28 protein-coding genes are annotated in these 26,572 nt (G+C 62.3%); 11 read left to right on the forward strand and 17 right to left on the reverse strand.

All coding sequences use genetic code 11. The annotated features are described in order from the left end of the window. Positions 1–108: 108 nt before the first annotated feature. From rseP to K0P03_RS09180, 8 genes are all read right to left on the reverse strand, one after another. Positions 109–1,242: an RIP metalloprotease RseP gene (gene rseP, locus K0P03_RS09145; RefSeq protein WP_272789416.1), complete on the reverse strand. Its 1,134-nt coding sequence runs from the start codon at positions 1,240–1,242 to the stop codon at positions 109–111. Between the two features lie 27 nt (positions 1,243–1,269). Next, positions 1,270–2,103: a phosphatidate cytidylyltransferase gene (locus tag K0P03_RS09150; protein ID WP_023515955.1), complete on the reverse strand. Its 834-nt coding sequence runs from the start codon at positions 2,101–2,103 to the stop codon at positions 1,270–1,272. After that, positions 2,103–2,849: an isoprenyl transferase gene (locus K0P03_RS09155; protein WP_130515849.1), complete on the reverse strand. Its 747-nt coding sequence runs from the start codon at positions 2,847–2,849 to the stop codon at positions 2,103–2,105. The genes K0P03_RS09150 and K0P03_RS09155 overlap by 1 nt, the downstream gene beginning before the upstream one ends. A gap of 42 nt (positions 2,850–2,891) precedes the next feature. Continuing rightward, positions 2,892–3,452 (reverse strand): ribosome recycling factor, encoded by a 561-nt coding sequence (gene frr, locus K0P03_RS09160; protein WP_023515957.1) that lies wholly within the window; start codon positions 3,450–3,452, stop codon positions 2,892–2,894. 57 nt (positions 3,453–3,509) lie between these two features. Next, positions 3,510–4,232 carry a UMP kinase gene (pyrH, locus tag K0P03_RS09165; protein WP_023515958.1) on the reverse strand — a complete coding sequence of 241 codons (723 nt, stop codon included), beginning with the start codon at positions 4,230–4,232 and terminating at the stop codon, positions 3,510–3,512. Positions 4,233–4,419: 187 nt separating this feature from the next. Beyond that, the gene (gene tsf / locus K0P03_RS09170; protein WP_050744016.1) at positions 4,420–5,346 is read right to left on the reverse strand and encodes a translation elongation factor Ts; all 927 of its coding nucleotides are present in this window, start codon (positions 5,344–5,346) and stop codon (positions 4,420–4,422) included. Between the two features lie 243 nt (positions 5,347–5,589). Continuing rightward, positions 5,590–6,351 (reverse strand): 30S ribosomal protein S2, encoded by a 762-nt coding sequence (gene rpsB / locus K0P03_RS09175; RefSeq protein WP_272789417.1) that lies wholly within the window; start codon positions 6,349–6,351, stop codon positions 5,590–5,592. Positions 6,352–6,693: 342 nt separating this feature from the next. Further along, positions 6,694–7,521, reverse strand: coding sequence for a cell envelope integrity EipB family protein (locus tag K0P03_RS09180; RefSeq protein WP_272789418.1), 828 nt, complete (start codon positions 7,519–7,521; stop codon positions 6,694–6,696). A 179-nt stretch (positions 7,522–7,700) separates the two neighbouring features. On the opposite strand from K0P03_RS09180, the gene K0P03_RS09185 reads away from it, so the two are divergent. From K0P03_RS09185 to K0P03_RS09200, 4 genes are read left to right on the forward strand one after another with little or no spacing between them, the layout of a single operon-like run. Next, complete coding sequence (locus K0P03_RS09185; protein ID WP_023515324.1) at positions 7,701–8,165, forward strand: RidA family protein; 465 nt, start codon at positions 7,701–7,703, stop codon at positions 8,163–8,165. Further along, positions 8,165–8,890 carry a glycerophosphodiester phosphodiesterase gene (locus tag K0P03_RS09190; RefSeq protein WP_272789419.1) on the forward strand — a complete coding sequence of 242 codons (726 nt, stop codon included), beginning with the start codon at positions 8,165–8,167 and terminating at the stop codon, positions 8,888–8,890. Before K0P03_RS09185 ends, K0P03_RS09190 begins: the two co-directional genes overlap by 1 nt. Position 8,891: 1 nt before the next feature. After that, positions 8,892–10,085 carry a GNAT family N-acetyltransferase gene (locus K0P03_RS09195; protein WP_272789420.1) on the forward strand — a complete coding sequence of 398 codons (1,194 nt, stop codon included), beginning with the start codon at positions 8,892–8,894 and terminating at the stop codon, positions 10,083–10,085. A 17-nt stretch (positions 10,086–10,102) separates the two neighbouring features. After that, on the forward strand, positions 10,103–10,528 hold the full coding sequence (locus K0P03_RS09200) for an HIT family protein (RefSeq protein WP_050744019.1): 426 nt from the start codon (positions 10,103–10,105) through the stop codon (positions 10,526–10,528). Positions 10,529–10,577: 49 nt separating this feature from the next. Here the strand turns inward: K0P03_RS09200 and K0P03_RS09205 are convergent, their stop codons facing one another. From K0P03_RS09205 to K0P03_RS09240, 8 genes are all read right to left on the reverse strand, one after another. Continuing rightward, a complete protein-coding gene (locus K0P03_RS09205) occupies positions 10,578–10,922 on the reverse strand; it encodes an AzlD domain-containing protein (RefSeq protein WP_050744020.1) in 345 nt (114 codons plus the stop codon). Continuing rightward, positions 10,919–11,653: an AzlC family ABC transporter permease gene (locus K0P03_RS09210; protein WP_272789421.1), complete on the reverse strand. Its 735-nt coding sequence runs from the start codon at positions 11,651–11,653 to the stop codon at positions 10,919–10,921. Before K0P03_RS09210 ends, K0P03_RS09205 begins: the two co-directional genes overlap by 4 nt. 253 nt (positions 11,654–11,906) lie before the next feature. Further along, positions 11,907–14,417, reverse strand: coding sequence for an ATP-dependent Clp protease ATP-binding subunit ClpA (gene clpA / locus K0P03_RS09215; protein ID WP_023515318.1), 2,511 nt, complete (start codon positions 14,415–14,417; stop codon positions 11,907–11,909). Between the two features lie 9 nt (positions 14,418–14,426). Next, entirely contained in the window at positions 14,427–14,777 is a 351-nt protein-coding gene (clpS, locus tag K0P03_RS09220) for an ATP-dependent Clp protease adapter ClpS (protein ID WP_037408383.1), read from the reverse strand. A 296-nt stretch (positions 14,778–15,073) separates the two neighbouring features. Then, positions 15,074–15,427: a phasin family protein gene (locus tag K0P03_RS09225; protein ID WP_024271064.1), complete on the reverse strand. Its 354-nt coding sequence runs from the start codon at positions 15,425–15,427 to the stop codon at positions 15,074–15,076. Between the two features lie 219 nt (positions 15,428–15,646). Further along, entirely contained in the window at positions 15,647–15,850 is a 204-nt protein-coding gene (locus K0P03_RS09230; RefSeq protein ID WP_024271065.1) for a DUF3126 family protein, read from the reverse strand. A gap of 152 nt (positions 15,851–16,002) precedes the next feature. Continuing rightward, a complete protein-coding gene (gene cysE, locus K0P03_RS09235) occupies positions 16,003–16,836 on the reverse strand; it encodes a serine O-acetyltransferase (protein WP_050744023.1) in 834 nt (277 codons plus the stop codon). An 88-nt stretch (positions 16,837–16,924) separates the two neighbouring features. After that, positions 16,925–17,710 (reverse strand): alpha/beta fold hydrolase, encoded by a 786-nt coding sequence (locus K0P03_RS09240; RefSeq protein ID WP_023516618.1) that lies wholly within the window; start codon positions 17,708–17,710, stop codon positions 16,925–16,927. A 166-nt stretch (positions 17,711–17,876) separates the two neighbouring features. Here K0P03_RS09240 and K0P03_RS09245 point away from each other — a divergent pair, with 166 nt between their 5' ends. Then, complete coding sequence (locus K0P03_RS09245; protein ID WP_023516619.1) at positions 17,877–18,125, forward strand: zinc-finger domain-containing protein; 249 nt, start codon at positions 17,877–17,879, stop codon at positions 18,123–18,125. Positions 18,126–18,147: 22 nt separating this feature from the next. Beyond that, complete coding sequence (locus K0P03_RS09250; RefSeq protein ID WP_272789422.1) at positions 18,148–19,308, forward strand: FAD-dependent monooxygenase; 1,161 nt, start codon at positions 18,148–18,150, stop codon at positions 19,306–19,308. Positions 19,309–19,398: 90 nt separating this feature from the next. Here the strand turns inward: K0P03_RS09250 and K0P03_RS09255 are convergent, their stop codons facing one another. Continuing rightward, the gene (locus tag K0P03_RS09255) at positions 19,399–20,589 is read right to left on the reverse strand and encodes a cystathionine beta-lyase (protein WP_130515838.1); all 1,191 of its coding nucleotides are present in this window, start codon (positions 20,587–20,589) and stop codon (positions 19,399–19,401) included. Between the two features lie 357 nt (positions 20,590–20,946). Here K0P03_RS09255 and K0P03_RS09260 point away from each other — a divergent pair, with 357 nt between their 5' ends. From K0P03_RS09260 to K0P03_RS09280, 5 genes are all read left to right on the forward strand, one after another. Next, positions 20,947–21,975, forward strand: a complete 1,029-nt coding sequence (locus tag K0P03_RS09260) for an amino acid ABC transporter substrate-binding protein (RefSeq protein ID WP_023515490.1) — start codon at positions 20,947–20,949, stop codon at positions 21,973–21,975. A 97-nt stretch (positions 21,976–22,072) separates the two neighbouring features. Continuing rightward, positions 22,073–23,281: an amino acid ABC transporter permease gene (locus K0P03_RS09265; RefSeq protein WP_272789423.1), complete on the forward strand. Its 1,209-nt coding sequence runs from the start codon at positions 22,073–22,075 to the stop codon at positions 23,279–23,281. Position 23,282: 1 nt separating this feature from the next. Further along, the gene (locus K0P03_RS09270; RefSeq protein WP_050744026.1) at positions 23,283–24,437 is read left to right on the forward strand and encodes an amino acid ABC transporter permease; all 1,155 of its coding nucleotides are present in this window, start codon (positions 23,283–23,285) and stop codon (positions 24,435–24,437) included. 19 nt (positions 24,438–24,456) lie between these two features. Continuing rightward, a complete protein-coding gene (locus K0P03_RS09275) occupies positions 24,457–25,233 on the forward strand; it encodes an amino acid ABC transporter ATP-binding protein (protein WP_023517566.1) in 777 nt (258 codons plus the stop codon). A 251-nt stretch (positions 25,234–25,484) separates the two neighbouring features. Beyond that, positions 25,485–26,540, forward strand: a complete 1,056-nt coding sequence (locus tag K0P03_RS09280) for a type I restriction endonuclease (RefSeq protein WP_023517567.1) — start codon at positions 25,485–25,487, stop codon at positions 26,538–26,540. Positions 26,541–26,572: the final 32 nt, after the last annotated feature.

Genomic DNA, 26,572 nt, shown 5'->3' on the forward strand with positions numbered 1-26,572 from the left:
TGGCCCGAAGGTCACTACATCCGTTTCATTACGGTAAACAGAGCGTTAGCACGACTGCCTCAGCGAAAGCGGCTCCCCTTTTGATTCCTGCCGGAAGACCGGCAAACCTTAGCCGAGAAGCATGGAAATATCGTTCCAGGTCGCAAAGACCATCAGCATCAACACCAGCGCCATGCCGATGCGAAATGCGATCTCCTGCGCCCCGGGCCCGACTGGCCTGCCCCGGATAGCCTCCACCGCATAGAACATCAGATGGCCGCCATCAAGTACCGGAACCGGCATCAGGTTCAAAAGTCCAATGGAAACAGACAGAACCGCGGCAAGCTGAAGCAGGGCGGCAACACCGAGCGTCGCCATCTGGCCTGAAGCCTGCGCCACGCGGATAGGTCCACCGAGCTGATCGGCCTTCATGCGCCCCATGACGAGGTTGGAGAGATAGTCGAACGTGCCCGTCACGATGTGCCAGCTTTGCAGCACGCCCTGCCCCACGGCCTCGACCGGGCCGTATTCGACGACACGGAAATTGCCGCTTTCCTGATTGGTCACGATGCCGATCAGGCCAAGCTCGATCTTGTTGCCGAACTGGTCGGTGATCTCGGTACGCTTGGGCACCATGGGCAGGTCGAGATCCTGGCCATCGCGGCGTACCGTCACCTTGATCGTCAGTTCCGGACGCACGCTGACATAGCGGCGCACGTCGTCGAAGGTCGCTACCGGATTGCCGTCGAGCGCGACAAGCAGGTCGCCCGGGCGCACGCCGGCCTCCTGGGCGGCGCTGTCCGGCCGGACTTCGGCCACGATCGGATCGGCGATCTGCCGGCCATAGATGGAGAACATCACGGCGAAAATGGCGATGGCGAGGATGAAATTGGCGATGGGGCCGGCGGCGACCGTGACGGCCCTCTTCCAGAGCGCAGCGCCGAGGAAGGTGCGCTTGCGCACATCATCCGGCAGTGCGGCGACGGCATTGTAATCCGGAATGGACGCCGGGTCGTCATCGCCGAGGAATTTTACATAGCCGCCGAGCGGAATGGCGGAGAGCTTCCAGCGTGTGCCGTGACGATCGGTGAAACCGAGAAGTTCCGGGCCGAACCCGACGGAAAAGGCGGTAATGCCGATGCCGGACCAGCGGCCGGCGAGATAATGACCCATCTCGTGCACAAAAACGATGAGGGTCAGTACGATCAGAAAGGGAAGGATATAGCCCGTCACGAATCCAACGGAGCCAGCCAGTATGTCCATGGTCCCAATCCCCAGTCTGTGTCGCCGCTACGGGCCGAAAAGGAACACGCCGGCCGGCGTGTTGACGGTGCCCGAAACGATCGCATCGCCAAGCGCAATGAGGAACGCGGCGAAGCAGGCAAAAACAAGGCCGTCCACCCGGTCCATGACGCCGCCATGTCCCGGAATGAGGCGGCTGGAATCCTTCACGCCGAAGCGGCGCTTGATGAAGGATTCGAAAAGGTCGCCGATCTGGCTGAACACCGAGAGCACGAGCGCAATGGCCGGTACCCACAGGCCATTCAGCGGGAAAAAGACCATATGCACGAGCGTGCCGGCAACAACCGCCGAAATCGCCCCGCCGATCGCCCCCGACCAAGTCTTCCCGGGCGAGATGGGCGGAGCGAGCTTTGGCCCGCCGATCGCCCGGCCGACGAAGTAAGCGAGGATGTCCGTCGCCCAGACGACGGCGAAAATGAACAGCATGGCGGCAAAGCCATGGGCGGTGTCGCCGCGAATGGCAGCGAGCGAGATCACCGTCAGGCCGGAATAGACAATGCCGCCGGCAAGCCAGCCGCTGCCCTTCAGCGCAACCGCATAGACGATGCCGACCAGTGTGGCGGCAATCAGCACGGGCAGCGCAAGCTCGTCAAAGCCGAAGAGCACCAGCGCCGCGACGAGAACGGTCGACAGCCAGCCGAAGGCATTGGCGCGGAAATCCGTTTCCGACATGCGGGTGATCGTCGACCATTCATAGTAGACGAGCAGCGCGATGGCCGAAGCGAGCAGACGGAAGGCAAGGCCGCCAAGCCAGGTCGCAGCCAGCACGACGACTGCCAGAACAATGCCGGAGAGAATGCGCAGGCGCAGTTCACTGTGCATCACGAACCCACCGCAAGCGTCTTTGCCGCCTGCAGACCGCCGAAGCGTCGCTCGCGCATGGCATAACGCGACAGCGCGGCGACAAAGGTGTCGCGCGAAAAATCGGGCCAGAATTCGGGAATGAACATCAGTTCCGCATAAGCCGCCTGCCAAAGCAGGAAATTGGAAAGCCGCTCCTCGCCGCTGGTGCGGATGATGAGGTCGGGGTCGGGAATGCCGGCAGTATCAAGCGATGCGCCGATGCGCTCCTGCGTGATCGCAGCCGGATCGAGCCGGCCCGCGGCAACCTCTTCGGAAAGTTTTCTGACGGCGCGCGCGATCTCGTCACGCGAACCGTAGTTGAAGGCGATGACCAGCGTGATGCCGGAATTTTCCCGAGTCGTCTCCTCTGCCTCCAGCAGCAGCGGCAGAATATCGCTCGACAGGTTCGACTTGTCGCCGATGACGCGAATGCGCACGTTCTCGCGGTGGAGAATCGCAAGGTCACGCCGGATGAAGGTCTTCAGCAACCCCATCAGATCGGTGATCTCGCTCTCCGGCCGGCTCCAGTTTTCCGAGGAGAAGGCAAAGAGCGTGAGATAGCGCACGCCGCATTCGGCGGCCGTGCGCACGGCCTCGCGCACCGCTTCGACACCCTTGCGGTGCCCCATGGCGCGCGGCAGGCCGCGTGCATTCGCCCAGCGTCCGTTGCCATCCATGATGATGGCGACGTGTGCCGGCGCAGTGCTGGGCGAAAGTTGGTTCATGGGCAATCCGGAAAAGGAAAACAAATGCAGGTGGCGAACGCCTTAAACCTGCATGATTTCCTTTTCCTTCTCGGCAAGCAAGCGATCGACGTCCAAAATCGTGTCGTCCGTCATCTTCTGCACCTTTTCGGACTGGCTGCGGGACAGGTCCTGCCCGATATCGCCATCCTTTTCGGCTTTCTTGAGGTCGTCCATGCCGTCGCGGCGCACATGGCGGACCGCCACCTTGGCCTTTTCGGCATAGTCATGCGCAACCTTGACGAGCGACTTGCGGCGCTCCTCGTTGAGCTCCGGCAGCGGAATACGCAGATTCTGGCCGTCGATGATCGGGTTAAGGCCGAGATTCGATTCGCGGATGCCGCGCTCGACGGCGCCGACCATGCCCTTGTCCCAGACGGAAACCGACAGCATGCGCGGCTCCGGAACGGAGATGTTGGCGACCTGGTTCAGCGGAACGCGCGAACCATAGGCCTCGACCTGCACCGGATCGAGCACGTTGGCCGAGGCGCGGCCGGTGCGCAGCGACGCGATGTCGTTCTTGAAGGCCGAAATCGCGCCATCCATGCGGCGCTTCAGTTCCTTCAGGTCAATACCTTCACTCATCGGATACTCCCGTTTTCATAGAGCGGCTGCACGCGGTTCGCGTGCGCGCCTCAAGAATCAGTTGTCGGTTACGATGGTCCCGCGTCCGCCGCCGGTCAATATTTCGGCAAAACCGCCCTTCTCATGGATGGAGAAGACGATGATCGGGATGGAGTTTTCACGCGCCAGGGCAACCGCGGCGACGTCCATGACGGCAAGGCCCTTTTCGAGCACTTCGCTGTGGGTCAGGCGGTCGAAGCGCGTGGCGGTCGGGTCCTTCTTCGGGTCCGCAGAATAGATGCCGTCGACCTGCGTGCCCTTGAAGATCGCTTCGGCACCCATTTCGGCAGCACGCAGTGCCGCGGCCGAATCAGTCGTGAAGAACGGGTTGCCCGTGCCGCCGGCAAAAATCACCACCCGGCCGAGCGAGAGATGATGGAGCGTCGCGCGCTGGGAGAAGCTTTCACAGATCTCCGGCATCGCGATGGCCGAGAGGACGACGGTGTCGATGTCGAGTTTGCGCAGCGAAGTGGCCAGCGCCAGCGCGTTGATCACGGTCGCCAGCATGCCCATGTGGTCGCCGGTAACGCGGTCGCCCCCCTTGGAGGCAACGGCAACGCCGCGGAAGATGTTGCCGCCGCCGACCACGACGCCGACCTCGACGCCGAGCGCCCGCGCCTCGGCAATATCCGAGGCGATGCGATCGGCCACCGCGACATCGATGCCGAAGCCCTGCGAGCCCATCAGCGCCTCGCCGGAGGCTTTCAACAGAACACGTTTGTAGATTGGCTTGGCCGTCATGGTCGCTCCTGAACTCGTGCGCCTGCTCTCCCGAACCGGCAGCCGGGCAGAACCGAGGGCGGTCCCGCTTGAGGGCAGCCATCGCCGCTTGAGAATTTCGGGGCAGGCATTTCGGCAAGCCGGATACACGAAGGGCGCCGCGTTGTCACGCGGCGCCCTGTTCTTTTCCCTAACGGGATTAAGAAAATCAGCCCTTGGCGACGGCTGCGACTTCTGCGGCGAAGTCGGTTTCTTCCTTTTCGACGCCTTCGCCGAGCAGCAGGCGGGCCATGCCGACGACTTCGATCGGCGCTCCGACGGTCTTTTCAGCTTCCTTGACGGCAGCGCCGACCGTGAGGTCGGGGTTCATGACGAAGGCCTGCGACAAGAGGGCGACTTCTTCGAAGAACTTGCGCATGCGGCCTTCGACCATCTTCTCGATGATCGCGTCCGGCTTGCCGGAAGCGCGCGACTGCTCGATGAAGACGTTGCGTTCGCGCTCGGCGACAGCGGCGTCGACTTCTTCGGCGCGGATGGCGAGCGGAGCCGTTGCAGCGACGTGCATGGCGACCTGGCGGCCGATGGCGTTCAGGGCTTCCTTGTCGCCGGTCGACTTCAGCGCCACGAGAACGCCGAGCTTGCCGAGACGGTCGGCAGCAGCGTTGTGGATGTAGGTCGCGACGACGCCGTCTTCGACCGACAACAGGACCGAGCGGCGCAGGTTCATGTTTTCGCCGATGGTGGCGACAGCGTCCTTGATCGTGTCGGTGACCGACTTGCCGGTTGCCGGATAGGTGGCGGCACCAACGGCTTCAACGGTGCCGTCGGTCGTCAGGGCTACGTCGGCAACGCCGCGAACCATGGACTGGAAGGCATCGTTGCGGGCAACGAAGTCGGTTTCGGAGTTGATTTCGACGACAACAGCCTTCGTGCCGGCGCTGGCGATACCGATCAGGCCTTCAGCCGCGGTGCGGCCGGACTTCTTGTCGGCCTTGGCGATACCCTTGGCGCGCAGCCAGTCGATTGCCGCTTCGATGTCGCCGTTGTTTTCAGCCAGCGCCTTCTTGCAGTCCATCATGCCTGCGCCGGACTTTTCGCGCAGTTCCTTCACCAGTGCAGCGGTGATTTCAGCCATTGTGAGCCTCTTGTCGGTTCTTGTTGCGTGTCGCCGGAAAACCTCGGCGAACTCAAGGTTTTGGGAACGAATGTACCCGGAAGTGTGACAGGGTGATGAAGATCACCTCTGGCCTGTCGCCGCAAAACGATCCTTGGGGATCGTGGCAGACAGGGTCTTCAAACAAGCCGAGGCCAGGGATCGTCTCTCTGGCCTCGGTCATCTAGAAAAGCGGGAGCGAAAGACGTCGCTCCGACCTTTGCCTTATGCTTCGGCTTCGAGAACCGGGTCGACCGGAACTTCAGCGGAAGCACCGAGGTCGCGGCCCGAAGCGCCCTGCTGGCGTGCGATGCCGTCGATGGCGGCGCGCGCGATCAGATCGCAGTAGAGGGCGATGGCGCGCGAGGCGTCGTCGTTGCCGGGGATCGGGAAATCGATCGGGTCCGGATCGCAGTTCGAGTCGATGATGGCGACGACCGGGATGCCGAGACGCTTGGCTTCCTGGATCGCGATCGACTCCTTGTTGGTGTCGATGATGAACATCAGGTCCGGCGTGCCGCCCATGTCGCGGATACCGCCGAGGGCCTTTTCAAGCTTCTCGCGTTCGCGCTCGAGGGTCAGACGCTCCTTCTTGGAATAGCCGGAGCCTTCCGAGGACAGGATCTCGTCGAGCTTGCGCAGGCGCTGGATCGAGTTGGAGATCGTCTTCCAATTCGTCAGCATGCCGCCGAGCCAGCGGGCGTTAACGTAGTACTGGGCCGAACGCTTGGCTGCATCGGCGATGATGTCCGAAGCCTGGCGCTTGGTGCCGACGAACAGAACGCGGCCACCACCGGCGACGGTGTCGGACACGACCTGAAGGGCGCGCGACAGCAGCGGAACGGTCTGTGCCAGGTCGATGATGTGAACGTTGTTACGGTCGCCGAAGATGTACGGCTTCATCTTCGGGTTCCAGCGGTGCGTCTGGTGGCCGAAGTGAATACCAGCTTCCAGAAGCTGGCGCATAGAAAAATCGGGCAATGCCATGCCTAGTTATCCTTTTCCGGTTGAACCTCCGCAAGGCGAACAGCACTTCCTTGGGAAGCGCCACCGGGCGGAACGGTCCGGATTTCTCCCGGACGATCCCATGCCTTACGTGTGGAATGAGCGGCCCTTTAACCGCAGTTTGCCGGCAAATCAAGGGCCGCAGGGTAAAAAAGGCATCCCCTGTGCAGTTTCGCCCCTCATCCGGCCTGCCAGCCACCTTCTCCCCGTAGCGGGGCGAAGGGATAGGCCGCGCCGGTTTTCCCAATCAATATCGCTCGTTTGGCACATTCCCTCTCCCTGCCTGCGGGGAGAGGGTTAGGGTGACCGGCAAGCCAAAACCGCCTACTTGCATTCCTGCTGCTTGAACATCTCCAGCCTGGCAAGCTTCCCGCTCAACACGAACTCGCCATAGTCCATGGTGAGATCGCGGGTGATTCCATTCTCGTAGAGCTTGAAGGACATGCGGTAGACCGGCAACGCATCGCCTTCGCTCGTGTCGTTGTAGTAGGCGATGGAGACCGGCCAGAAGGCCTCCTTGGAGAAGGAACCGGCCTTGTCGGCGTCCGGATCACCCACCTTGGGCTTTTCCTTCTTACCGACGACGGCGGTCGTCATCAGCGTCTTGTCGCCCGCATCCGAGCCATCGAAGAGGCGCGCTTCGAAGAAACGCTCGCCCTTCTTGGCCCGATCGATGACGTCGAGCATGTGCTCTGTCGGGAAGCGGCTTGCGGCAAGCTCCACCTGTCTCGTGTCCGGCGCAGTCAGATCGACGCTGACGCCCTTCTTGTCCTCGCGCGCTGTGCCGCGCACCTCCTTGTCCAGCTTCTCGTCGGTGAAGGAGCGGGTGAGGAAGCGGAAGCTGCCGGTCTTCAGGTCCTCGTAGGTCGTCGTCTGCTGGTCCGTGAGGCGCGTCTCCTCGCCGGTATTGACCTGCGTGACGAAGCGGAAGCTGACCGTATAGCCGTCGCACGGACTGCCGTTGAACTCATAGACCATGCGGCCATACATGCCGGCGATGCCGGAGCGCTCGGTCGCATCCTTCAGTTTGAGGTCATAGACGGCGCGGTGCGGCGCAAGCCCGGTCGCCGGCGTGGCAAAGGCGCTCGAGACGCCGCTGCCGGCGAAGCATGCCCCGGCCGTCAGGGCCGCGACAAAGGCTGAACGAAACATCCGTTTCCTCCTGTTGAAGTCGGTCGCGATGTTATATGAACTCTTCCGGCAAAAGCGAGGCAATATCCACCTCTTGCCAACTTCATTTCCTCCATTGCGACGATCTGCGCCGCAATGCCCCTCACAGCCGCCACCAGCCGATCCTATCTATGGACCGGCGACAAGAAACGGAGACCGGAATGTCCGCTGAAATCGAAAACCGCGTCAAGGAACTGGGCTACGACATTCCCGTGGCGGCAGCACCGGCCGCCAACTACGTGCCCTTCGTCATCAGCGGCAACGTGCTCCACATTTCCGGCCAGCTGCCGATGCTGGACGGCAAGCTCGCCGTCACCGGACATCTCGGCCGGAACGTTGATGTCGCCGGCGGCCAGAAGGCAGCGGAACTGTGCGCACTCGGCCTTCTCGCCCAGGCCAAGGCCGCCCTCGGGGACCTCTCGCGCATCAAGCGCATCATCAAGATCAACGGCTTCGTCGCCTCCGCGCCGGATTTCGTCGAGCAGCACCTCGTCATCAACGGCGCATCGAACTTCCTCGTCGCAGCTCTTGGCGATGCCGGCAAACATGCCCGCGCCGCCGTCGGCATGGCAGCGCTTCCCCTCAATGCGGCCGTCGAGATCGACGCCATCATGGAAATCGCCTGATGCGGAAATTCCCCTGGCTGACCGAGCGGCCAATCGCCCATCGCGGCTATCACGATCTCAACCGCAAGGTCTGGGAAAACACGCTTTCTGCCTTCGCGCGCGCGGCCGATGCCGGCTTCGCCATCGAATGCGACCTGCAATATGCCGCCGATGCCGTACCCGTCGTCTTCCATGACGACGACCTGAAGCGGCTGTGCGGCATCGAGGGGGACGTGCGCCAGCGCACCGCCGCCGAACTCGGCCTGCTGAAGGTCGGCGGCACGGAAGACGGCGTGCCGACGCTGCGCCGGCTGCTCGACCTCGTGAAGGGCCGTGTGCCGCTCGTCCTGGAGCTGAAGGGGCGCGAAGGTGACGATGACGGTTTCGCGATGGCCGTGCTCGACACGATCGAAGACTATGACGGGCCCGTCGCGCTGATGAGCTTCGATCACTGGCTTTTGAAGGATTTGACGGCGATCGGCACCAGCCGCCCCGTCGGCCTGACGGCGGAAGGCGCCCGGCCGGAGAATTTCGCCGTGCATGAGGAAGCCATGCAGCTCGGGCTCGATTTCATCTCCTACCACTACGGCCACCTGCCGAACGCCTTCATCAGCCGGCAGCGCGACCTCGGCCGGCAGGTCATCACCTGGACGGTGCGCGACGACGAAGCGCGCACGATTACGGCACTCAACGCGGACCAGATGACCTTCGAGGGTTTCGATCCGCGCGAGGCCTTGACGGCATAGGATGAGCGGGACGGTGCGGATCCGCGTCGAAACGAGCTTCGCCGACATTGCGGCGGACGACTGGGGGCGCCTTTCCGGCGCCTCCAGGGGCGACGCTTCGGTGCCGTACAACCCCTTTGTCAGCCACGCCTTCCTCTCCGCGCTCGAGAATTCGGGCTGCGCCACCGCCGAGACGGGCTGGCTCGGCCAGCATCTCCTGCTGGAGAACGACGACGGCGGCCTCCTCGGCGCCCTGCCCGTCTATCTGAAGAACCACAGCCAGGGCGAATATGTCTTCGACCATGGCTGGGCCGATGCGCTGGAGCGCGCCGGCGGGCGCTATTATCCGAAACTGCAGGCCGCCATTCCCTTCACGCCCGCGACCGGCCCGCGGCTGCTGCACCGGACCGACCGGCCGGTCATCGCCAGCCAGGCCGCCCTTGCCGAAGGGTTGAAGGAACTGTCGAAGCGCCATGGCGTCTCCTCCGCCCATGTCACCTTTGTCCCGGAAGGGGAAATGCCGGTTTTCGAGGCCGCGGGCTACCTCCACCGTACCGACCAGCAGTTCCATTTTCTCAATGAGGGCTACGGCTCGCATGCCGACTTCCTGGAAACGCTCGCCTCCCGCAAGCGCAAGGCGCTGAAGAAGGAGCGACGGGCGGCGGTGGAAAACGGCATCGAGATCGACTGGCTGACCGGAAGGGACCTGACCGAAAAAATCTGGGACCAGTTCTTCGCCTTCTATATGGACACCGGCAGCCGCAAATGGGGCCGGCCCTATCTCAACCGCCAGTTCTATAGCCTGATCGGCGAACGCATGGCAGACGATATCCTGCTCGTCATGGCCAGGCGCAACGGCCGCTACATCGCCGGCGCGATCAATTTCATCGGTGGCGACACGCTCTTCGGCCGGCACTGGGGCTGCGTCGAGGACCACCCTTTCCTGCATTTCGAGGTCTGCTACCATCAGGCCATCGATTTCGCGATCGAGAAGGGTCTGGCGCGGGTCGAGGCCGGCGCGCAGGGCGAGCACAAGCTGGCGCGCGGCTATCTGCCCGTCACCACCCATTCGGCTCACTACATCACCCATCCCGGCCTTCGGCGCGCCGTCGCCGATTATCTCGAGCGCGAGCGCCGCGACGTCGAGGCGACGGGCGAATACCTTGCCGAACACGGCCCCTTCCGCCGCAGCGGCGGCCAAGACGACAACGACTGAGCACATCGGAGACGAGCATGACCGCCTACGACACGAACAACATCTTCGCAAAGATCCTGCGCGGCGAGATCCCCTCGCACCGCGTCTACGAGGATGACGACGCCGTCGCCTTCATGGATGTGATGCCGCAGGCAAACGGGCATACGCTCGTCATTCCCAAGACGCCGTCGCGCAACATCCTCGACGCTGCCCCCCAGACGCTGTCGCGCCTGCTGCCGGTGGTGCAGAAGGTGGCGGCCGCCGCCAAGGAGGCTTTCGAGGCCGATGGCGTCACCGTCATGCAGTTCAACGAACCGGCCGCCGGCCAGACCGTCTACCACCTGCATTTCCACGTCATCCCGCGCGTCGAGGGCCTGCCGCTGAAGCCGCATTCCGGTACGATGGAAGACCAGAGCGTGCTTGCCGCCAATGCGGAAAAGCTGCGCAGGGCATTGGCGCGGTAAGAAACACCACGAAAGCCGGAGACGGAGCGCGCGGACGGCGCGCTCCGTTTCAAACGCCGAGCAGCGCCAACCCTGCGGCAAGGAAAGCGATGGCCGCGGCGATGCCGGCGATCTGCCTGAATCGGCCGCCGAAGAAGAAGCAGAGACCGCCGAACACGACAGCCCCAAGGCGCAGCCAGAGGGGCGAAGCCTCCAGCGTGCCGGTCGGGAAGAAGATCAGCTTGGCGATGACCGCCGCCACCAGCGCCGTCGCCACCGCCCTCACCCAGTTCAGGACCTCGGACCGCTCGTCGATGCGATTGCCGGCGATGACACCCGCCCAGCGCCAGAGGTCCGTCGCCAGCCAGCCGGCAACGGCGATGTAGATGTAAGGCCAAAGACCATCGAAACTCATCGTGCGGCCTCCCGGCGGCGCAGCGCCCTTTCGCCCCACCAGGCCGCAGTCCCCCCGATGACGCCGGTCAGGAGGATATCATATTCCGGCGCGACGACCGCGAAGACGTAACCGAGCGCCAGGCCGATGCCGAGTGCCCAGTAGATCACCCGGTGACGCGCTGAAATCCAGATCGAGGTCAGAAAGTAGACCGGCGTCAGGAAGAAGAGACAGCCGGAAACGATCGGCGGAAATTCCGAGACCGCACCATAAACAAGGCCGACGAGCACAATATTGGTGAGCGTCAATGTTACGCCAAAGCCGGCGAAGAAGGCGACGCGGCCCCCACGCGGCACGTCCCTTACCTTCTCCATCGCAAAGACCCAGGCGGTGATGGCGACGAAATGCGAGATGATCAGCAACAGCCAGGTCGGCGTGCGGCTGGTGCGGATTTCCGGAATGAGCGCCGCCACCATCGGCATCATCCGCACCGACGAAAGCGTCACCGCGAGAAAGGCCGTGGCGATATGCGCACCCGACAGCATGGAGCCGACGAGAATCACTTTTGCCGGCAGCGCCCAGACCATGCCGGTCATGAACATCACCTGGTCGACCGGGATCTTCGCTTCCGCGGTAAAAGCCGCGAAACCGACGAAGGACAGCATCAGGATGATTGCCGGCAGGCTGAAGATGCCGCGCATGCCGAGGAGGAACCAGTGGTTTTGGGGTTGGGGTTCGGGCGGGGCGGTCATTCAATTCTCTTGTAGCAAAGCAAGGCCGTACGGATTTTTGTCCCGGCCCCATGAGTTGGCAAGCTCACTTCGCCCACTGCTGTCATCTCTGGCCTCCGACCCGAGGATCCACACCCGCCCTGTAGCGCTGGATGATCGGGACAAGCCCGGCCATTGCGGAGGAAAGGTTTGCGGCGGAGCGACGGTTTGCGCCACGTCCTCAACAATATAGGCCGGGCAGTCGCCTGCCCGGCCCATTCGTTTCATCGAACCGTTATTTCTTGCGCGGCACCTTCGGAACGGCGCCGGACGACTTGCGTGGCGGCTCGTCCTTCGGTTCCTCTGCCTTGGCCTCCACCACCTTCTTCGAAGAGCGAGCCTTGGCGGGCGCGGCCTCCGCGGCGACGGTTTCCTTGGGCTTGCGGGGCTTGGCCTTCTTGGCGGCTGCCTCCTCGACCTCGGCCTTTGGCTTGATCCGCGCCGTCTCCGGCACGGCGTCGAGAATCAGGCCCTTCGAGCCGTCTTCCTTCACGCCGACGGAGACGCGCACGACGCCGCCCTTCTTGAGCTTGCCGAAGAGGATTTCGTCGGCCAGCTTCTTCTTGATGTTCTCCTGGATGACGCGCGCCAACGGACGGGCACCCATCTTCTCGTCGTAGCCCTTCTCGGCCAGCCAGGCGATTGCCTCCTGCTGGAGATCGAAGGTGACGTTGCGCTCGGCAAGCTGGGTTTCCAGCTGCATGACGAACTTCTGCACGACCTGATGGATGACCGGCGTCGGCAGCGAGCCGAACGGGATGATCGCATCGAGACGGTTGCGGAATTCCGGCGTGAACAGGCGGTTGATCGCCTCCATGTCCTCGCCCTCGCGCTTCGACGAGCCGAAGCCGATGGCAGCCTTGGCCATGTCGGACGCGCCCGCATTGGTCGTCATGATCAGGATAACGTTGCGGAAGTCGATCTTCTTGCCGTTGTGGTCGGTCAGCGAGCCGTGATCCATGACCTGCAACAGGATGTTGTAGAGGTCCGGATGCGCCTTCTCGATCTCGTCGAGCAGCAGCACGCAATGCGGGTGCTGATCGACGCCATCGGTCAGGAGACCGCCCTGGTCGAAGCCGACATAGCCGGGAGGTGCACCGAGCAGACGGGAAACCGTATGCCGCTCCATGTATTCCGACATGTCGAAGCGCAGGAGTTCCACGCCGAGCGACGATGCGAGCTGCTTGGCGACTTCCGTCTTGCCGACGCCGGTGGGGCCGGAGAAGAGGTAGCAGCCGATCGGCTTGTTCGGCTCGCGCAGGCCCGCGCGGGCAAGCTTGATCGCCGACGACAGCGCCTCGATGGCAAGGTCCTGGCCGTAGACGACGGAGCGCAGTTCCTTGTCGAGGTTGGCAAGAACCTGCTCGTCGTCCTTCGACACTGTCTTTGCCGGAATGCGGGCCATGGTGGCGATCGTCGCCTCGATCTCCTTCTCGGTGATCAGCTTGCGGCGCTTCCCCACGGGCAGCAGCATCTGGGCCGCACCGGTCTCGTCGATCACGTCGATCGCCTTGTCCGGCAGCTTGCGGTCGTTGATGTAGCGCGCCGACAGTTCCACCGCCGTCTTGATCGCCTCGTTGGAGTATTTCAGCTTGTGATACTCCTCGAAATAGGGCTTCAGACCCTTCATGATCTCGATCGTGTCATCGATGGTCGGCTCGTTGACGTCGATCTTCTGGAACCGGCGGACAAGCGCCCGGTCCTTCTCGAAGAACTGGCGGTACTCCTTGTAGGTCGTCGAGCCGATGCAGCGGATCGCACCGGACGACAGCGCCGGCTTCAGGAGGTTCGAGGCGTCCATCGCCCCGCCGGACGTTGCGCCGGCGCCGATCACCGTATGGATCTCGTCGATGAACAACACAGCGCCCGGATAGTCTTCGAGCTCCTTGACGACCTGCTTCAGCCGTTCTTCGAAATCGCCGCGATAGCGCGTTCCGGCGAGCAGCGTGCCCATGTCGAGCGAGAAGATCGTCGCGTCAGCGAGCGCTTCCGGCACTTTGCCCTCGACGATGCGCTTGGCGAGGCCCTCGGCGATGGCAGTCTTGCCGACGCCGGGATCGCCCACATAGAGCGGGTTGTTCTTGGAGCGGCGGCACAGGACCTGGATCGTCCGGTTGACCTCGGCATGACGGCCGATCAAGGGGTCGATCTTGCCGTTCTTGGCCTTCTCGTTGAGATTGACGCAATAGGCCGTCAGGGCATCCTGCTTCTTGGCAGGCTCTTCCTGCTCGCTGGCGCCGCGGGTCTGCTTCTGCTCGTTCTCGCTCTCCTCCGCGCCGCGCACCTTTCGCTCCTCGGTCGAACCGGGGCGCTTTCCGATGCCATGCGAGATGAAGTTGACGGCATCGTAGCGTGTCATCTCCTGCTCCTGCAGGAAATAAGCGGCATGGCTTTCGCGCTCGGCGAAGATCGCGACGAGCACGTTGGCGCCGGTCACTTCTTCGCGACCGGACGACTGGACATGGATCACCGCACGCTGGATGACGCGCTGGAAGCCGGAGGTCGGCTTGGAGTCTTCTTCGTAGCCCGTCACCAGATTGGCTAGGTCATGGTCGACATAGTCGGTAACGGTCTTGCGCAATACGTCGAGATTGACGTTGCAGGCCCCCATCACGGCCGCCGCGTCGGCGTCGTCGATAAGGGCCAGCAGGAGGTGCTCGAGCGTCGCATATTCGTGGTGGCGCTCGTTCGCGTAGGTCAGTGCCTGGTGGAGCGCCTTTTCAAGGCTTGCAGAAAATGTTGGCACGTTCGTTCCTCATTTCTTTTCCATGACACATTGCAGCGGATGCTGGTGCTGGCGGGAGAAATCCATCACCTGTGTCACTTTGGTTTCGGCAACCTCGTAGGTGAACACGCCGCACTCGCCTACGCCATGATTGTGCACATGCAGCATGATCCGTGTCGCCGCTTCGCGGTCCTTCTGGAAGAAACGTTCCAGAATGTGGATCACAAACTCCATGGGCGTATAATCATCATTGAGAAGCAGGACGCGGTACAGGCTCGGCTTCTTCGTCTTAGGTTTCGTGCGGGTAATGACGGAGGTGCTGCGACCGGGAGTGTCGCCGCCGCCTTCCCCATCCTGCATTCGAACCCGTCTCACATCCATTTTCGTGTTCATTCCCTTGACTGTGACCCGGACCGCGGGCCCTTCATGCGGTCGCTTTGCCTGCGGCGCACCGCTTGTCCGAGGTTGCCTTCTGGAGCTGTTATCTAATGTCTCGGCCCACGATTGTAAGACCCCCGCTTCGCACTGCAATCATAATCGCGGGTCATCCGAAGGAAATAGCGAAATTTGCCGCCGCCGCGTCAGCCTCGCGCAATCCCCGGAACGCGCAAAGGCCGGCTGCGGTTGCCCGCAGCCGGCCGATGAACGCTATACGCGTACGCAGTACTTGGAAAAAATCAGGCGGCGACGGCAGCCTTGGCAGCGGCAGTCGCCTTGGCGACCGGTGCTTCGTAGGGCTTGTAGGCGCCCTTGGCGAGATCGGCATACATTTCGCTGAGCTTGGTGGCTTCGGCGACGAAACCTTCATAGGAGGACTTCACGAAGGCCGTCTGCAGTTCGAGAGCAGCTTCGACGCTCTTGACGCCCGAGAGCTTTTCGAAGTGAGCCACGCCGTTCTCGAAGGACTTCTTCGAATAGTCGGCGGTCTCGGTGGCGATCGCCTGCCAGCTCTGGGCAGCAGTGGTGTAGCTCTTGACGAACGTGTCCACGGCTTCCTTGCCCTTCTTGTTTGCCTCGTCGAAATTGAACATCGAAGTCTCCTTTGGATCCCGGTGGTATGGTCCGAAATCTATATGCAATGCACAAAAAAGTCAACAAAGATGCTGCATTGCAATATTTTGCAACCAAAGCAAGAGCTTGCGCAATAGGTATGATTATTGGACCTGACAAAAGCCGATTTGTCGCAAAAGAATAACAAAAGGCCCGGCGCCAAGGGCAGCCGGGCCTTAAACCTTGCGAACACCGATCGATCAGAGGTCGATGTCGAGGATCGCCATGGAGAAGTTGTAGGACAGTTCGCCGTCCTCGTCGTCGCGGAAGATGACGCCCAGGAACTCGTCGCCGAGATAGACTTCCGCAGACTCATCCTTGCGCGGACGGGCCTTGATGACAATCTCCTTGTTGAGATTGCGCTTGAAGTAGGCCTCGAGTTTCCTGATTTCTTCCGGCTTCACGATCTGTCTCCGTATCGGTTGATTTGCCGCGCTTCTCGCACCTGCCTCCGGCCCTGTAAACCCTCGAATTCCCCGAGAAAGCGACTTTTCCCGCTTTGGAGCCCTTCGCGCAACGCCGGGTGCAGAACTGCGTTACGCCTTCGCTGGCATTGCTAGAGATCGTAGTCGAAGGCCGCCAGGAGCTGGTCCATGGCACGCGACGGCTCGTTGCAGCCCGCCTCGCCGATCACCTTGGCCGGCACGCCGGCAACGGTCGATTTCGGTGGAACGGGCTTGAGCACGACGGAGCCAGCAGCAATGCGCGAGCAATGACCGACATGGATGTTGCCAAGGATCTTGGCCCCCGCGCCGATCATCACGCCGTCGCCGATCTTCGGATGACGGTCACCCCCCTCCTTGCCGGTGCCGCCGAGCGTGACATTGTGGAGGATCGAGACATTGTCGCCGATGACGGCCGTCTCGCCGACGACGAGGCCCGTCGCATGGTCGAGAAAGAAGCCCTTGCCGATGCGCGCAGCCGGATTGATGTCCGTCTGGAAAACGCTGGAGGAGCGGCTTTGCAGGTAGAGCGAGAGGTCACGCCGGCCCTTCGTGTACAGCCAGTTCGCCAGACGGTGGGTCTGGATGGCGTGGAATCCCTTGAAATAGAGCACGGCATCAAGGAAGCGCAGGCAGGCAGGGTCACGGTCATAGACGGCCTGGATATCGACGCGCAGGATTCCGCCCCATTCCGGCCAGTCTTCCAGCATCTCGTCGAAAATCTGGTGCAGGAGGTTGGCCTGCAGGTCCGGATGGTCGAGCCGCTCGCAGACGCGGTGGATCACGCTTTCCTCGAGCGAACGCTGGTTCAGCACCGTCGAATAGAGGAAGGCCGCCAGCAGCGGCTCGGCCTGGGCGGCGACGCGGGCTTCCTCGCGCAGGCTGTCCCAGATCGGATCCATGGCCTTGAGCTTCTCGCCGGCCCTGAGTTCGTTCATCGCGACCATTGCCGCACTCCTTGTCGTCTGTCCCACGCAATATAGAGCAAATGGTGCCGGCGCGAAATGGCTGGCGCCCATCGTCGTAAACGGCCGCTCAGCGACCGCCGATCTCCGCATAGAATTCCAGAACAGCATGCTTGAAGACCTTGTCGCCGACAGCCAGCATGTGGTCGCGACCGGGAATGTCGAGCGCCCTTGCGTCCGGCATCAGGTCGGCGAGCGGCTGTGGCGCCCCGGCGATATCGTCCTTCGTGCCGACACCGATCAGCGCGGGCATGTCGATGCGCGCCATGTCGGCTTCCGTCAGGAGATCGCGCGAGGTCATGATGCAGGCGGCAAGCGCCTGCCGGTCGGATTTCGTCTGGTCGGCAAAGGCCCTGAACATGCGGCCGCGATCGTGCGTCACCACGTCGAGCGAGGGCGCCAGCAGCGCATCGGCAATGGGGTCCCAGTCGCCGACACCCTCCACCATGCCGATGCCGAGCCCGCCGAAGACGACGGAGCGCACGCGGTGCGGATGGGCGAGTGCCAGGAAGGCAGTGATGCGCGCGCCCATGGAGTAGCCGAACACATGGGCTTCGGGGATCGCCAGATGATCGAGCAGCGCGGCCGCATCGCCGGCCATCAGCGGCGGCGTGTAGAGCGCGGGATCGTGCGGCTTGGCGCTCTTGCCGTGGCCGCGGTTGTCGAGCGCGATGACGCGGTAGCCGGCATCGCCCAGCGTCTTCAGCCAGCCGGGAAACACCCAGTTGACATTGGCGCTGGAGGCAAAGCCATGGATCAGCAGCACCGGTGGGCCCGACGGGTCGCCCTCGTCGAAGAAGGCGAGCTCCAGGCCGTCATGGGTAAAACGGGAAAAGGGCGGGGGATCAAGGTTCATCGCGGGCCGTCTTTCGTTTGCATGCCCTGCTCTTACTGCCCTTTGCCCGCGGAGAAAACGGCAGGCATGCGGAAATCTCCCGGGGCGCGGCGGTTTTGCATCTACACATTTGCCGTGAAGGCGACTATGGTCCGCGCCAGAAAGACGGCATTTCAGGAGCATTGACATGGCTGGCCACAGCATTCCCCATTTCCAGAACGACGGCGGCCATGGCTCGATCGAGATCGGCGTGAAGGAGTTCATGTGCGTCGGCGCCTCGGTGCCCTATGACCACCCGCATGTCTTCCTCGACATGGGCGACGACAACGAGAAGGTCTGCCCCTACTGCTCGACGCTCTACCGCTACAACCCGGCACTCAAGGCCAGCCAGACCGATCCGGCCGGCTGCATCTTCACCAATCAGGTCGCGGCGTGACGGCCGGAAGGCCGCCGCAGACATGCCCTCCGTAAAATCCGCATGCATCGTCGGGGCCGGCATTGCCGGCCTGACGGCAGCTCTCGCGCTCGCCCGCAAGGGCATTGCCGTGCATGTCCTGGAACAGGCGCCCGCACTCGAAGAAGTCGGCGCCGGCTTGCAGCTTTCGCCCAACGCCTCGCGCATCCTTGCCGATCTCGGCCTCCTCGATGCCCTTGCCGCGCGCTGGAGCGAACCGGACCATATCCTCCTGTCCTCGGGCCATATGCTTGCCCCCCTCGCCTCCGTCCCGGCCGGTGCCGCCGCGCGCAAGCGCTGGGGCGCGCCCTATGGCGTGCTGCATCGCGCCTCGCTGCAGGCCGTACTGGCAGATGCCGTCAGCCGGGAACCGCTCTGCACGCTGACGACCGGCCGGCGAATCGATACCGCGGATGACGCTTTGGCCATCGCACCGGCCGACGTGGTCATCGCCGCCGACGGTGTCTGGTCGGCGCTGCGAAAGGCGGTGCCGGGCGCCCTGCCGGCGCGGTATTCGGGGACAATCGCCTGGCGTTTCCTGGTGCCCTATGGCGCCGCGCCGCCCTTCCTCAATCCGCGCACGGTGACGGCCTTTCTCGGCCCGCAGGCCCACCTGGTCGCCTATCCGCTGGCCGAGGCACAGGCGTTCAATGTCGTTGCCCTTCACGCGCATGGGCAGGCACCGGCCGCCGGCTGGTCCCGCACGGGCGATGCCGCCGCCCGCACCCGCCTGCTCGATGCCTTCTCACGCTGGCACGCCGATATCCGCCAGATGCTCGCAGAAGCGCGCGGTCCGCTGATATGGCCGCTTTTCGAATGCCCCGACGGGGCCTGGACCAATGGACGCAAGCTCGTGCTTATCGGCGATGCCGCCCATGCCATGACGCCTTTTGCCGCCCAGGGCGCAGCGATGGCGATCGAGGATGCGGCGCTCTTGGCATACCGTCTCGCCCGAACATCCGACACGGCACAGGCGCTCCGGCAGTTCGAGGCGACCCGCCGCGAGCGAGTCGCCAGTGTGCGCCGCCGCGGCGCCTTCAATCGATTCGCCTACCACGCCCGCGGCCCGATCGCGCTCGGCCGCAATCTCGTCCTGTCGCTGCGCGGGCCCGAAAGCCTCGCCGCCGATCTCGACTGGCTTTACGGCTACCGCACACCGGAGTGAACGGGCGCCGGAAATCTCCCGCTTCTCCTACAGAGCGGAAATGACCGCGCGTGGGCAAAGAGGGCGCCAGCGCGCCCTCCCCAAGAGCTGTCAGACAGCCCGCGCCGCCGCCAGGCCACGCTCGATGTCGGCCTTGATGTCCTTCACGTCCTCAAGCCCGATCTGGAGGCGAAGCACCGGACCTTCCTCCGGCCCCTTGGCGACGCGGCGATCGCCGAGATTGACGTGCACCGCGAGGCACTCGAAGCCGCCCCAGGAATAGCCAAGGCCGAAAATGCCGAGCGCATCGAGGAAGGCATGGGCCTTCGCCTTGTAGCGCTCCGGCGAACCGCCGTTGAGGACGATGGAGAAGATGCCACTTGCGCCCTTGAAGTCGCGCTTCCAGAGGTCATGGCCGGGGAAGCTCGGCAGAGCCGGGTGCAATACGCGGGAAACGTCGTCGACACCCTCCAGCCAGCGCGCCAGCTCGAGCGCACTTTCCTGGTGCCGCTCCAGCCGTACGCCCATGGTGCGCAGCCCGCGCAGCACCTGGTAGGCATCGTCGGGCGAGGCGCAGGTGCCGAGCGTGATCTGAGTCTCGTGCAGCTGTTCCCAATGGGCCGCATTGGCCGAGACCGTGCCGAACAGCACATCCGAATGGCCGGCCGGATATTTCGTCGCCGCATGGATGGAGATGTCGACGCCGAAATCCAGCGGGCGGAAATAAAGCGGTGTCGCCCAGGTGTTGTCCATGCTGACCACGGCGCCGTGCTTATGCGCGACGGCAGCGATCGCCGGGATGTCCTGCATCTCGAAGGTGTTGGAGCCGGGCGCCTCCGTATGCACCAGCCTTGTGTTCGGCCGGATCAGCGCCGCGATGCCGGCACCGATGGCCGGGTCGTAGTATTCGACCGTAACGCCGAGGCGCTTCAGCATGGTGTCGCAGAAATGGCGGGTCGGATGGTAGACCGAATCGACGATGAGCGCATGGTCGCCTGCCGACAGGAAAGCGAGGAACGGCACGGTGACGGCGGCAAGACCCGAGGGCACGAGGATGGTGCCGGCCGAGCCTTCCAGCTCGTCGATCGCCGCGCAGAGCGCGTCCGTCGTCGGCGTGCCGCGCGTGCCGTAGGTGTATTTCTGCGCCCGGCTTTCCATGGTCGCCGCATCGGGAAAGAGCACGGTAGAGGCGTGAACGACGGGCGGATTGACGAAACCGTGGTAGTCCGCCGGGTCGTTTCCGGCATGGGCAAGGCGGGTGTTCACGCCGGCGCCGGCGAGGATTTCGTCTCTGTTTTTCATGATCGATCCGAGGAAGGCAGGAGGGAATTTGAGGCGCCGACTTTTGGACAGGCGCGGCGGCAGGTCAACCCCATGCGACAGCGTGGACGCGGCTTCCAAAGCGCTTCAAGTGGGAAAGACGCGAATTTTTTGAGCGGTTTACTGCACAAATCCACGATTTTTCGCCCAAAACCACAGCAATCGCCGACAAATTTAGGTTACCGGCCGGAAAATGGCGGCGCTCACTTGACCCTGTGAAATTTTGAGCATGAGATAAGCAACCTCGCGCCGGGAGGGTGGCGAGTTCCATGGGCGCGCCCGTCAAAGGGTGCGGGGCCTGCGGACAAAACAAAGACAACAGAAAAAGGTTGTGAAAAAATGGCAAAAAAAATCGTGACGGCGCTCGTTGGCGCTGCCGTACTGGGGCTTGGCGCGACGGCAGCACAGGCAGACACGCTCTCTGACGTGAAGGCCAAGGGCTTCGTGCAGTGCGGCGTGAACGGTTCGAACCTCGCCGGTTTCGGCGCGCAGGATTCGTCGGGCAACTGGGCTGGCCTCGACGTCGATCTCTGCAAGGCCGTGGCCGCTGCCGTCTTCGGCGATGCCACCAAGGTGAAATTCACCCCGCTCTCGGCCAAGGACCGCTTCCCGGCCCTGCAGTCGGGCGAAATCGATCTTCTTGCCCGCAACACCACCTGGAGCGTCAGCCGCGATTCGCAGCTCGGCTTCGATTTCCGCGCCGTGAACTACTATGACGGCCAGGGCTTCATGGTGAAGAAGGAACTCGGCGTGAAGTCCGCGCTGGAACTGTCCGGCGCCTCCGTCTGCGTCCAGTCCGGCACGACGACGGAACTGAACCTTGCCGACTACTTCCGCTCCAACAACATGGACTTCAAGCCGGTCGTCTTCGAAGCGCAGGACGAAGCGGACGCCGCCTACAATGCCGGCCGCTGCGACGCCTACACGACCGACGCCTCGGGCCTCTACTCCATCCGCCTGAAGATGGCCAATCCGGACGACCACATGGTTCTGCCGGAAATCATCTCCAAGGAGCCGCTCGGCCCGGCCGTTCGCCAGAACGATTCGAAGTGGTTCGACATCGTGACCTGGTCGCACTATGCGATGGTGGCTGCCGAAGAGTTCGGCATCACGACGGCCAATGTCGAGGAGATGAAGAAGTCCGCCAACCCGGACATCAAGCGCTTCCTCGGCGAAGAGGCTGATTCGACGATCGGCGCCGACCTCGGTCTGCCGAAGGACTGGGCCGTGCAGATCATCAAGGCCGTCGGCAACTACGGCGAATCCTTCGAGCGCAATGTCGGCGAAGGTTCCCCGCTCAAGATCGCCCGCGGCCTGAATGCGCTGTGGACGAAGGGCGGCCTGCAGTACGCACCGCCGGTCCGCTAAGCGGTTCGCGCACACTCCTTCCGGGAGGGCAGATAGCTGCCCTCCCCTTTAAACAGAACGCCCGGAAAACAGGGCGAACCAACGTCAGGGGAAATGCATGGCTCTTGCGGATGCCCGAACAGGGTCCGGCGAACCGCCGAAGGTATCTCTTCTCTACAATCCGGCACTGAGAAGCATCGTCTATCAGGTCGTCACGCTCGTCGTGATCATCTCGGCCGTCTGGTACGCGTGGAACAACGTCGTCCAGAACCTCGCGCGCGCCAATATGACGGCCGGCTTCGGCTTTCTGAACAGCCGCGCCGGCTTCGACCTCGCGCAGACATTGATCGCCTATTCGAGCGACTTGACCTATTTCCGGGCGCTCCAGGTCGGTCTCATCAACACGCTCGTCGTCGCCGTAGCCGGCATTGTCACCGCGACGATCGTCGGCCTGCTCGTCGGTATCGGGCGGCTGTCGCACAACTGGCTGATCGCCCGGCTCTGCACGGTCTATGTGGAAATCTTCCGCAACATTCCGCCGTTGCTCGTCATCTTCTTCTGGTATCTCGGCGTTCTCGCCCTGCTGCCGTCGATCCGCACCATCTTCCAGCATCTCAAGGAGGATCCGGACGCCGTCTTCTTCATCTCGAACCGCGGCATCTACATGCCGGCGCCGGTCTTCGGCGAGGGCTTCGGGGTCGTGGCATCCGCCTTTGTGCTCGGCGTTCTCGCCGCCATCGCCTTTACTGTCTGGGCCAATGCGCGCCAGCGTGCCACGGGCCAGCGCCCACCGGTGCTGTGGGTCAATCTCGGCCTGATCGTGCTCTTCCCCTTCCTCGTCTTCCTCGTCATGGGCAGCCCCGTGACGCTCGACTACGCGGTGCCGGGCTCCTTCAACATGAAGGGCGGCATGGTCATCGGGCCGGAATTCCTGGCACTCTACCTCGCACTGTCGCTCTACACGGCCTCGTTCATCGCCGAGATCGTGCGCGCCGGCATCCGCGGCGTGTCCAAGGGCCAGTCGGAAGCCTCCTATGCGCTGGGGCTGCGCCCCGGCCAGGCGACCCGCCTCGTCGTGCTGCCGCAGGCGCTCAGGATCATCATTCCGCCACTCACCTCGCAGTATCTCAACCTCATCAAGAACTCCTCGCTCGCGGTCGCCGTCGGTTATGCCGACCTCGTCGCGGTCGGCGGTACCATCCTCAACCAGTCCGGCAAGTCGATCGAGATCATCTCGATCTGGATGCTGATCTATGTGTCGATCAGCCTCATAACCTCGCTGTTCATGAACTGGTTCAACGCCAAGATGGCCCTGGTGGAGCGCTGAGATGGCTGAAAGCATTACCTATGTCCGCGACCGGTTCCTCGAAGCGGAAAAGCCGCCGTCCTCCGACCGTTCGGTCTTCGCCTGGATCCATCGCAACCTCTTTGCGTCCGTCACCGACGGTGCAATGACCATCGTCGCCATCCTGGCGATCGTCTGGTACCTGCCGGCAGCCCTCAACTGGCTGTTCGTCTCCGCCGTGTGGACCGGGACCGACCGCATGGCGTGCCTCACCACCGAGCAGGGCGGCCAGCTTCCCGCCGGCTGGAGCGGCGCGTGCTGGGCCTATGTGAACGACCGCTTCGTGCAGTTCATGTTCGGCTCCTATCCACGCGACCAACTGTGGCGCCCGCTGCTCGTCGTCGTCATGTTCGTCGGTCTGCTCATCCCGTTCCTGATGCCGAAGGCGCCGCGCAAGGGGCTGAACGCGCTCCTGCTGCTCGTCGTCTTCCCGGTCGTCTCCTTCTTCCTGCTGCTCGGCGGCTCGTTCGGCCTGCGCCATGTGGAGACCTCGCTGTGGGGCGGGCTGATGGTGACGCTCATCATCTCCTTCGTCGGCATCGTCGTGTCGCTGCCCGCCGGTATCCTGCTGGCGCTCGGCCGCCGCTCGACCATGCCGATCCTGAAGACGGTCTGCATCGCCTTCATCGAACTGATCCGCGGCGTGCCGCTGATCACCGTTCTCTTCATGGCCAGCGTGCTCCTGCCGCTGTTCCTCGAGCCAGGCAACAATATCGACAAGTTCCTGCGCGCGCTGATCGGTGTGTCGATCTTCGCATCCGCCTATATGGCGGAGGTTATTCGCGGTGGTCTTCAAGCCATTCCGAAAGGACAATATGAAGCGGCCGACGCTCTTGGTCTAAACTACTTCCACAAAATGACCTTCGTCGTGCTTCCGCAGGCCATCAAACTCGTGATCCCCGGTATCGTGAACACCTTCATCGGCATGTTCAAGGATACCTCCCTCGTCACGATCATTTCGATGTATGACCTGCTCGGCATCGTGAAGGCGAGTTTTGGGGATTCGGGCTGGATCACGCCGGTCACACCGTTGACAGGCCTGATCTTCGCCGGCTTCGTGTTCTGGATTTTCTGCTTCGGCATGTCGCGCTATTCGGCCTTCGTGGAACGCCGGCTCGACACGAACCACAAGAGATAACTGAGAGGAAACAACAACAATGGCAAACCAGGCCCAGGCGCAACAGATGACGGTCTCCGCGACGGACGTCGCCGTCGAGATCGTCAACATGAACAAGTGGTACGGCGATTTCCACGTGCTGCGCGACATCAATCTCAAAGTCATGAAGGGCGAACGCATCGTCATCGCCGGCCCGTCGGGTTCCGGCAAGTCGACGATGATCCGCTGCATCAACCGCCTGGAAGAGCATCAGAAGGGTCAGATCGTCGTCGATGGCATCGAGCTCACCAACGATCTGAAAAAGATCGACGAGGTGCGCCGCGAGGTCGGCATGGTGTTCCAGCATTTCAACCTCTTCCCGCATCTGACGATCCTCGAAAACTGCACGCTCGCGCCGATCTGGGTGCGCAAGATGCCGAAGAAGGAAGCCGAGGAAGTGGCGATGCACTACCTCAAGCGCGTCAAGATTCCGGAACAGGCGAACAAGTATCCCGGGCAGCTCTCCGGCGGCCAGCAGCAGCGCGTGGCGATCGCCCGTTCGCTGTGCATGAAGCCGAAGATCATGCTGTTCGACGAGCCGACATCGGCGCTCGATCCGGAAATGGTCAAGGAAGTGCTCGACACCATGGTCTCGCTGGCCGAGGAAGGCATGACCATGCTGTGCGTGACGCACGAAATGGGCTTTGCCCGTCAGGTCGCCAACCGGGTGATCTTCATGGACCAGGGCCAGATCGTCGAGCAGAACTCGCCGGCCGAGTTCTTCGACAACCCGCAGCACGAGCGTACCAAGCTCTTCCTGAGCCAGATCCTGCACTAGCGGCAGCCAAGGTCCCGTAGCACAGTGCAAGGCCGGAGCATCCCGCAAGATGCTTCGGCCTTTTGTATTGTCCGCCTCTTCCCATCCACTACAGCAATACGTCCTCCCCTTTTTTCAGCTACCGCAGACGACAGTCTTCAAAAACACGTGGCAAGAGAAGAGCACTGTAAACTCAGACCAGCAAAGGCAAGCGGCTTGACTTGCAACGAATGATTGCGCAACTCTATCAAGATAACGGGTAGGGGGAAAAAATGAGTACGGTAGAGGAAAGCCTGCGAGCAATCGCAGAGCGCGTAAAGTCGCATTCGAGCACGATGGCAACTGAAGAAGCTGTGAAAACAGCTGTGGTACTCCCGTTCCTCCGCTCACTGGGATACGACGTGTTCGACCCAACCGAGGTCGTCCCCGAGTTCACAGCCGACGCAGTGGGCAAGAAAGGCGAGAAAGTTGACTACGCCATCAAGATCGATGGTGAAATTCGAATTCTGATCGAATGCAAACCCATCTCAGTCCAGTTGGACAAAAAGCACCTCGACCAGCTCTTCAGATACTTCACGGTTACCAACGCGAAATTTGCCATATTGACCAATGGACGGACCTTCAATTTCTACACGGATCTTGAGGCCACCAACAAACTGGACACCCGGCCGTTCTTCGTCTTCGACTTGACTGACTTCAACGCAGGAATCCTGTCCGAACTTCGCAAATTTGAAAAAGGCTCCTTTGACGTATCAGCAATCCTAGCAACAGCCGAGCGTCTCAAATACACGTCGGGGGTAAAGCAGGAAATATCAAAGCTGATAGAAGATCCTACCGAAGAGTTTGTGCGCTTGGTATCCCGAAGTGTATATGACGGCCAGATGCGTGCACAGGCAAAGGAAATGTTTACCGGTATTGTCCGCGCAGCCTTCAGAGAAGTGATAATGGACTCAGTAAAAAATCGCCTCTCCAGCGCACTTGCTGATACACAGGAAGTTATTCAAAACATTGAAGAGCCGACAGAAGATGAGCCAGAGGTTGTTACCACAGACGAGGAGCGTGAGGGCTACATGATCGTGAAGGCGATTGTGCGGGATACGATTGACTCCAAACGGATCGCTATGCGCGACGCAAAATCCTATTGTGCCGTGCTCGTTGACAACAACAACCGACGCCCGCTGGCTCGCCTATGGTTCAACCGTTCCGTTAAATACATCGGTCTTTTTGACGGCGAGACTGAAGATCGCACAATCATCGATTCACTTGATCAAATTTACGATCACAGCGAAAGGCTCCGGGCTACAGCAAGGAGATACGCAGGTGAATGAGCTGTGATCAGCTAAGCTTGCATTAGCACCAG

Source organism: Shinella sp. HY16, assembly GCF_028534175.1.
In the GTDB taxonomy this organism is placed as follows: Bacteria; Pseudomonadota; Alphaproteobacteria; order Rhizobiales; family Rhizobiaceae; genus Shinella.

Excerpts from the sequence above, each read along its gene's own strand:
- rseP (WP_272789416.1), bottom strand. The coding sequence starts at position 1,242 with ATGGACATACTGGCTGGCTCCGTTGGATTCGTGACGGGCTATATCCTT.
- K0P03_RS09150 (WP_023515955.1), bottom strand. The coding sequence starts at position 2,103 with ATGCACAGTGAACTGCGCCTGCGCATTCTCTCCGGCATTGTTCTGGCA.
- K0P03_RS09155 (WP_130515849.1), bottom strand. The coding sequence starts at position 2,849 with ATGAACCAACTTTCGCCCAGCACTGCGCCGGCACACGTCGCCATCATC.
- frr (WP_023515957.1), bottom strand. The coding sequence starts at position 3,452 with ATGAGTGAAGGTATTGACCTGAAGGAACTGAAGCGCCGCATGGATGGC.
- pyrH (WP_023515958.1), bottom strand. The coding sequence starts at position 4,232 with ATGACGGCCAAGCCAATCTACAAACGTGTTCTGTTGAAAGCCTCCGGC.
- tsf (WP_050744016.1), bottom strand. The coding sequence starts at position 5,346 with ATGGCTGAAATCACCGCTGCACTGGTGAAGGAACTGCGCGAAAAGTCC.
- rpsB (WP_272789417.1), bottom strand. The coding sequence starts at position 6,351 with ATGGCATTGCCCGATTTTTCTATGCGCCAGCTTCTGGAAGCTGGTATT.
- K0P03_RS09180 (WP_272789418.1), bottom strand. The coding sequence starts at position 7,521 with ATGTTTCGTTCAGCCTTTGTCGCGGCCCTGACGGCCGGGGCATGCTTC.
- K0P03_RS09185 (WP_023515324.1), top strand. The coding sequence starts at position 7,701 with ATGTCCGCTGAAATCGAAAACCGCGTCAAGGAACTGGGCTACGACATT.
- K0P03_RS09190 (WP_272789419.1), top strand. The coding sequence starts at position 8,165 with ATGCGGAAATTCCCCTGGCTGACCGAGCGGCCAATCGCCCATCGCGGC.
- K0P03_RS09195 (WP_272789420.1), top strand. The coding sequence starts at position 8,892 with ATGAGCGGGACGGTGCGGATCCGCGTCGAAACGAGCTTCGCCGACATT.
- K0P03_RS09200 (WP_050744019.1), top strand. The coding sequence starts at position 10,103 with ATGACCGCCTACGACACGAACAACATCTTCGCAAAGATCCTGCGCGGC.
- K0P03_RS09205 (WP_050744020.1), bottom strand. The coding sequence starts at position 10,922 with ATGAGTTTCGATGGTCTTTGGCCTTACATCTACATCGCCGTTGCCGGC.
- K0P03_RS09210 (WP_272789421.1), bottom strand. The coding sequence starts at position 11,653 with ATGACCGCCCCGCCCGAACCCCAACCCCAAAACCACTGGTTCCTCCTC.
- clpS (WP_037408383.1), bottom strand. The coding sequence starts at position 14,777 with ATGGATGTGAGACGGGTTCGAATGCAGGATGGGGAAGGCGGCGGCGAC.
- K0P03_RS09225 (WP_024271064.1), bottom strand. The coding sequence starts at position 15,427 with ATGTTCAATTTCGACGAGGCAAACAAGAAGGGCAAGGAAGCCGTGGAC.
- cysE (WP_050744023.1), bottom strand. The coding sequence starts at position 16,836 with ATGGTCGCGATGAACGAACTCAGGGCCGGCGAGAAGCTCAAGGCCATG.
- K0P03_RS09240 (WP_023516618.1), bottom strand. The coding sequence starts at position 17,710 with ATGAACCTTGATCCCCCGCCCTTTTCCCGTTTTACCCATGACGGCCTG.
- K0P03_RS09245 (WP_023516619.1), top strand. The coding sequence starts at position 17,877 with ATGGCTGGCCACAGCATTCCCCATTTCCAGAACGACGGCGGCCATGGC.
- K0P03_RS09250 (WP_272789422.1), top strand. The coding sequence starts at position 18,148 with ATGCCCTCCGTAAAATCCGCATGCATCGTCGGGGCCGGCATTGCCGGC.
- K0P03_RS09255 (WP_130515838.1), bottom strand. The coding sequence starts at position 20,589 with ATGAAAAACAGAGACGAAATCCTCGCCGGCGCCGGCGTGAACACCCGC.
- K0P03_RS09260 (WP_023515490.1), top strand. The coding sequence starts at position 20,947 with ATGGCAAAAAAAATCGTGACGGCGCTCGTTGGCGCTGCCGTACTGGGG.
- K0P03_RS09265 (WP_272789423.1), top strand. The coding sequence starts at position 22,073 with ATGGCTCTTGCGGATGCCCGAACAGGGTCCGGCGAACCGCCGAAGGTA.
- K0P03_RS09270 (WP_050744026.1), top strand. The coding sequence starts at position 23,283 with ATGGCTGAAAGCATTACCTATGTCCGCGACCGGTTCCTCGAAGCGGAA.
- K0P03_RS09275 (WP_023517566.1), top strand. The coding sequence starts at position 24,457 with ATGGCAAACCAGGCCCAGGCGCAACAGATGACGGTCTCCGCGACGGAC.
- K0P03_RS09280 (WP_023517567.1), top strand. The coding sequence starts at position 25,485 with ATGAGTACGGTAGAGGAAAGCCTGCGAGCAATCGCAGAGCGCGTAAAG.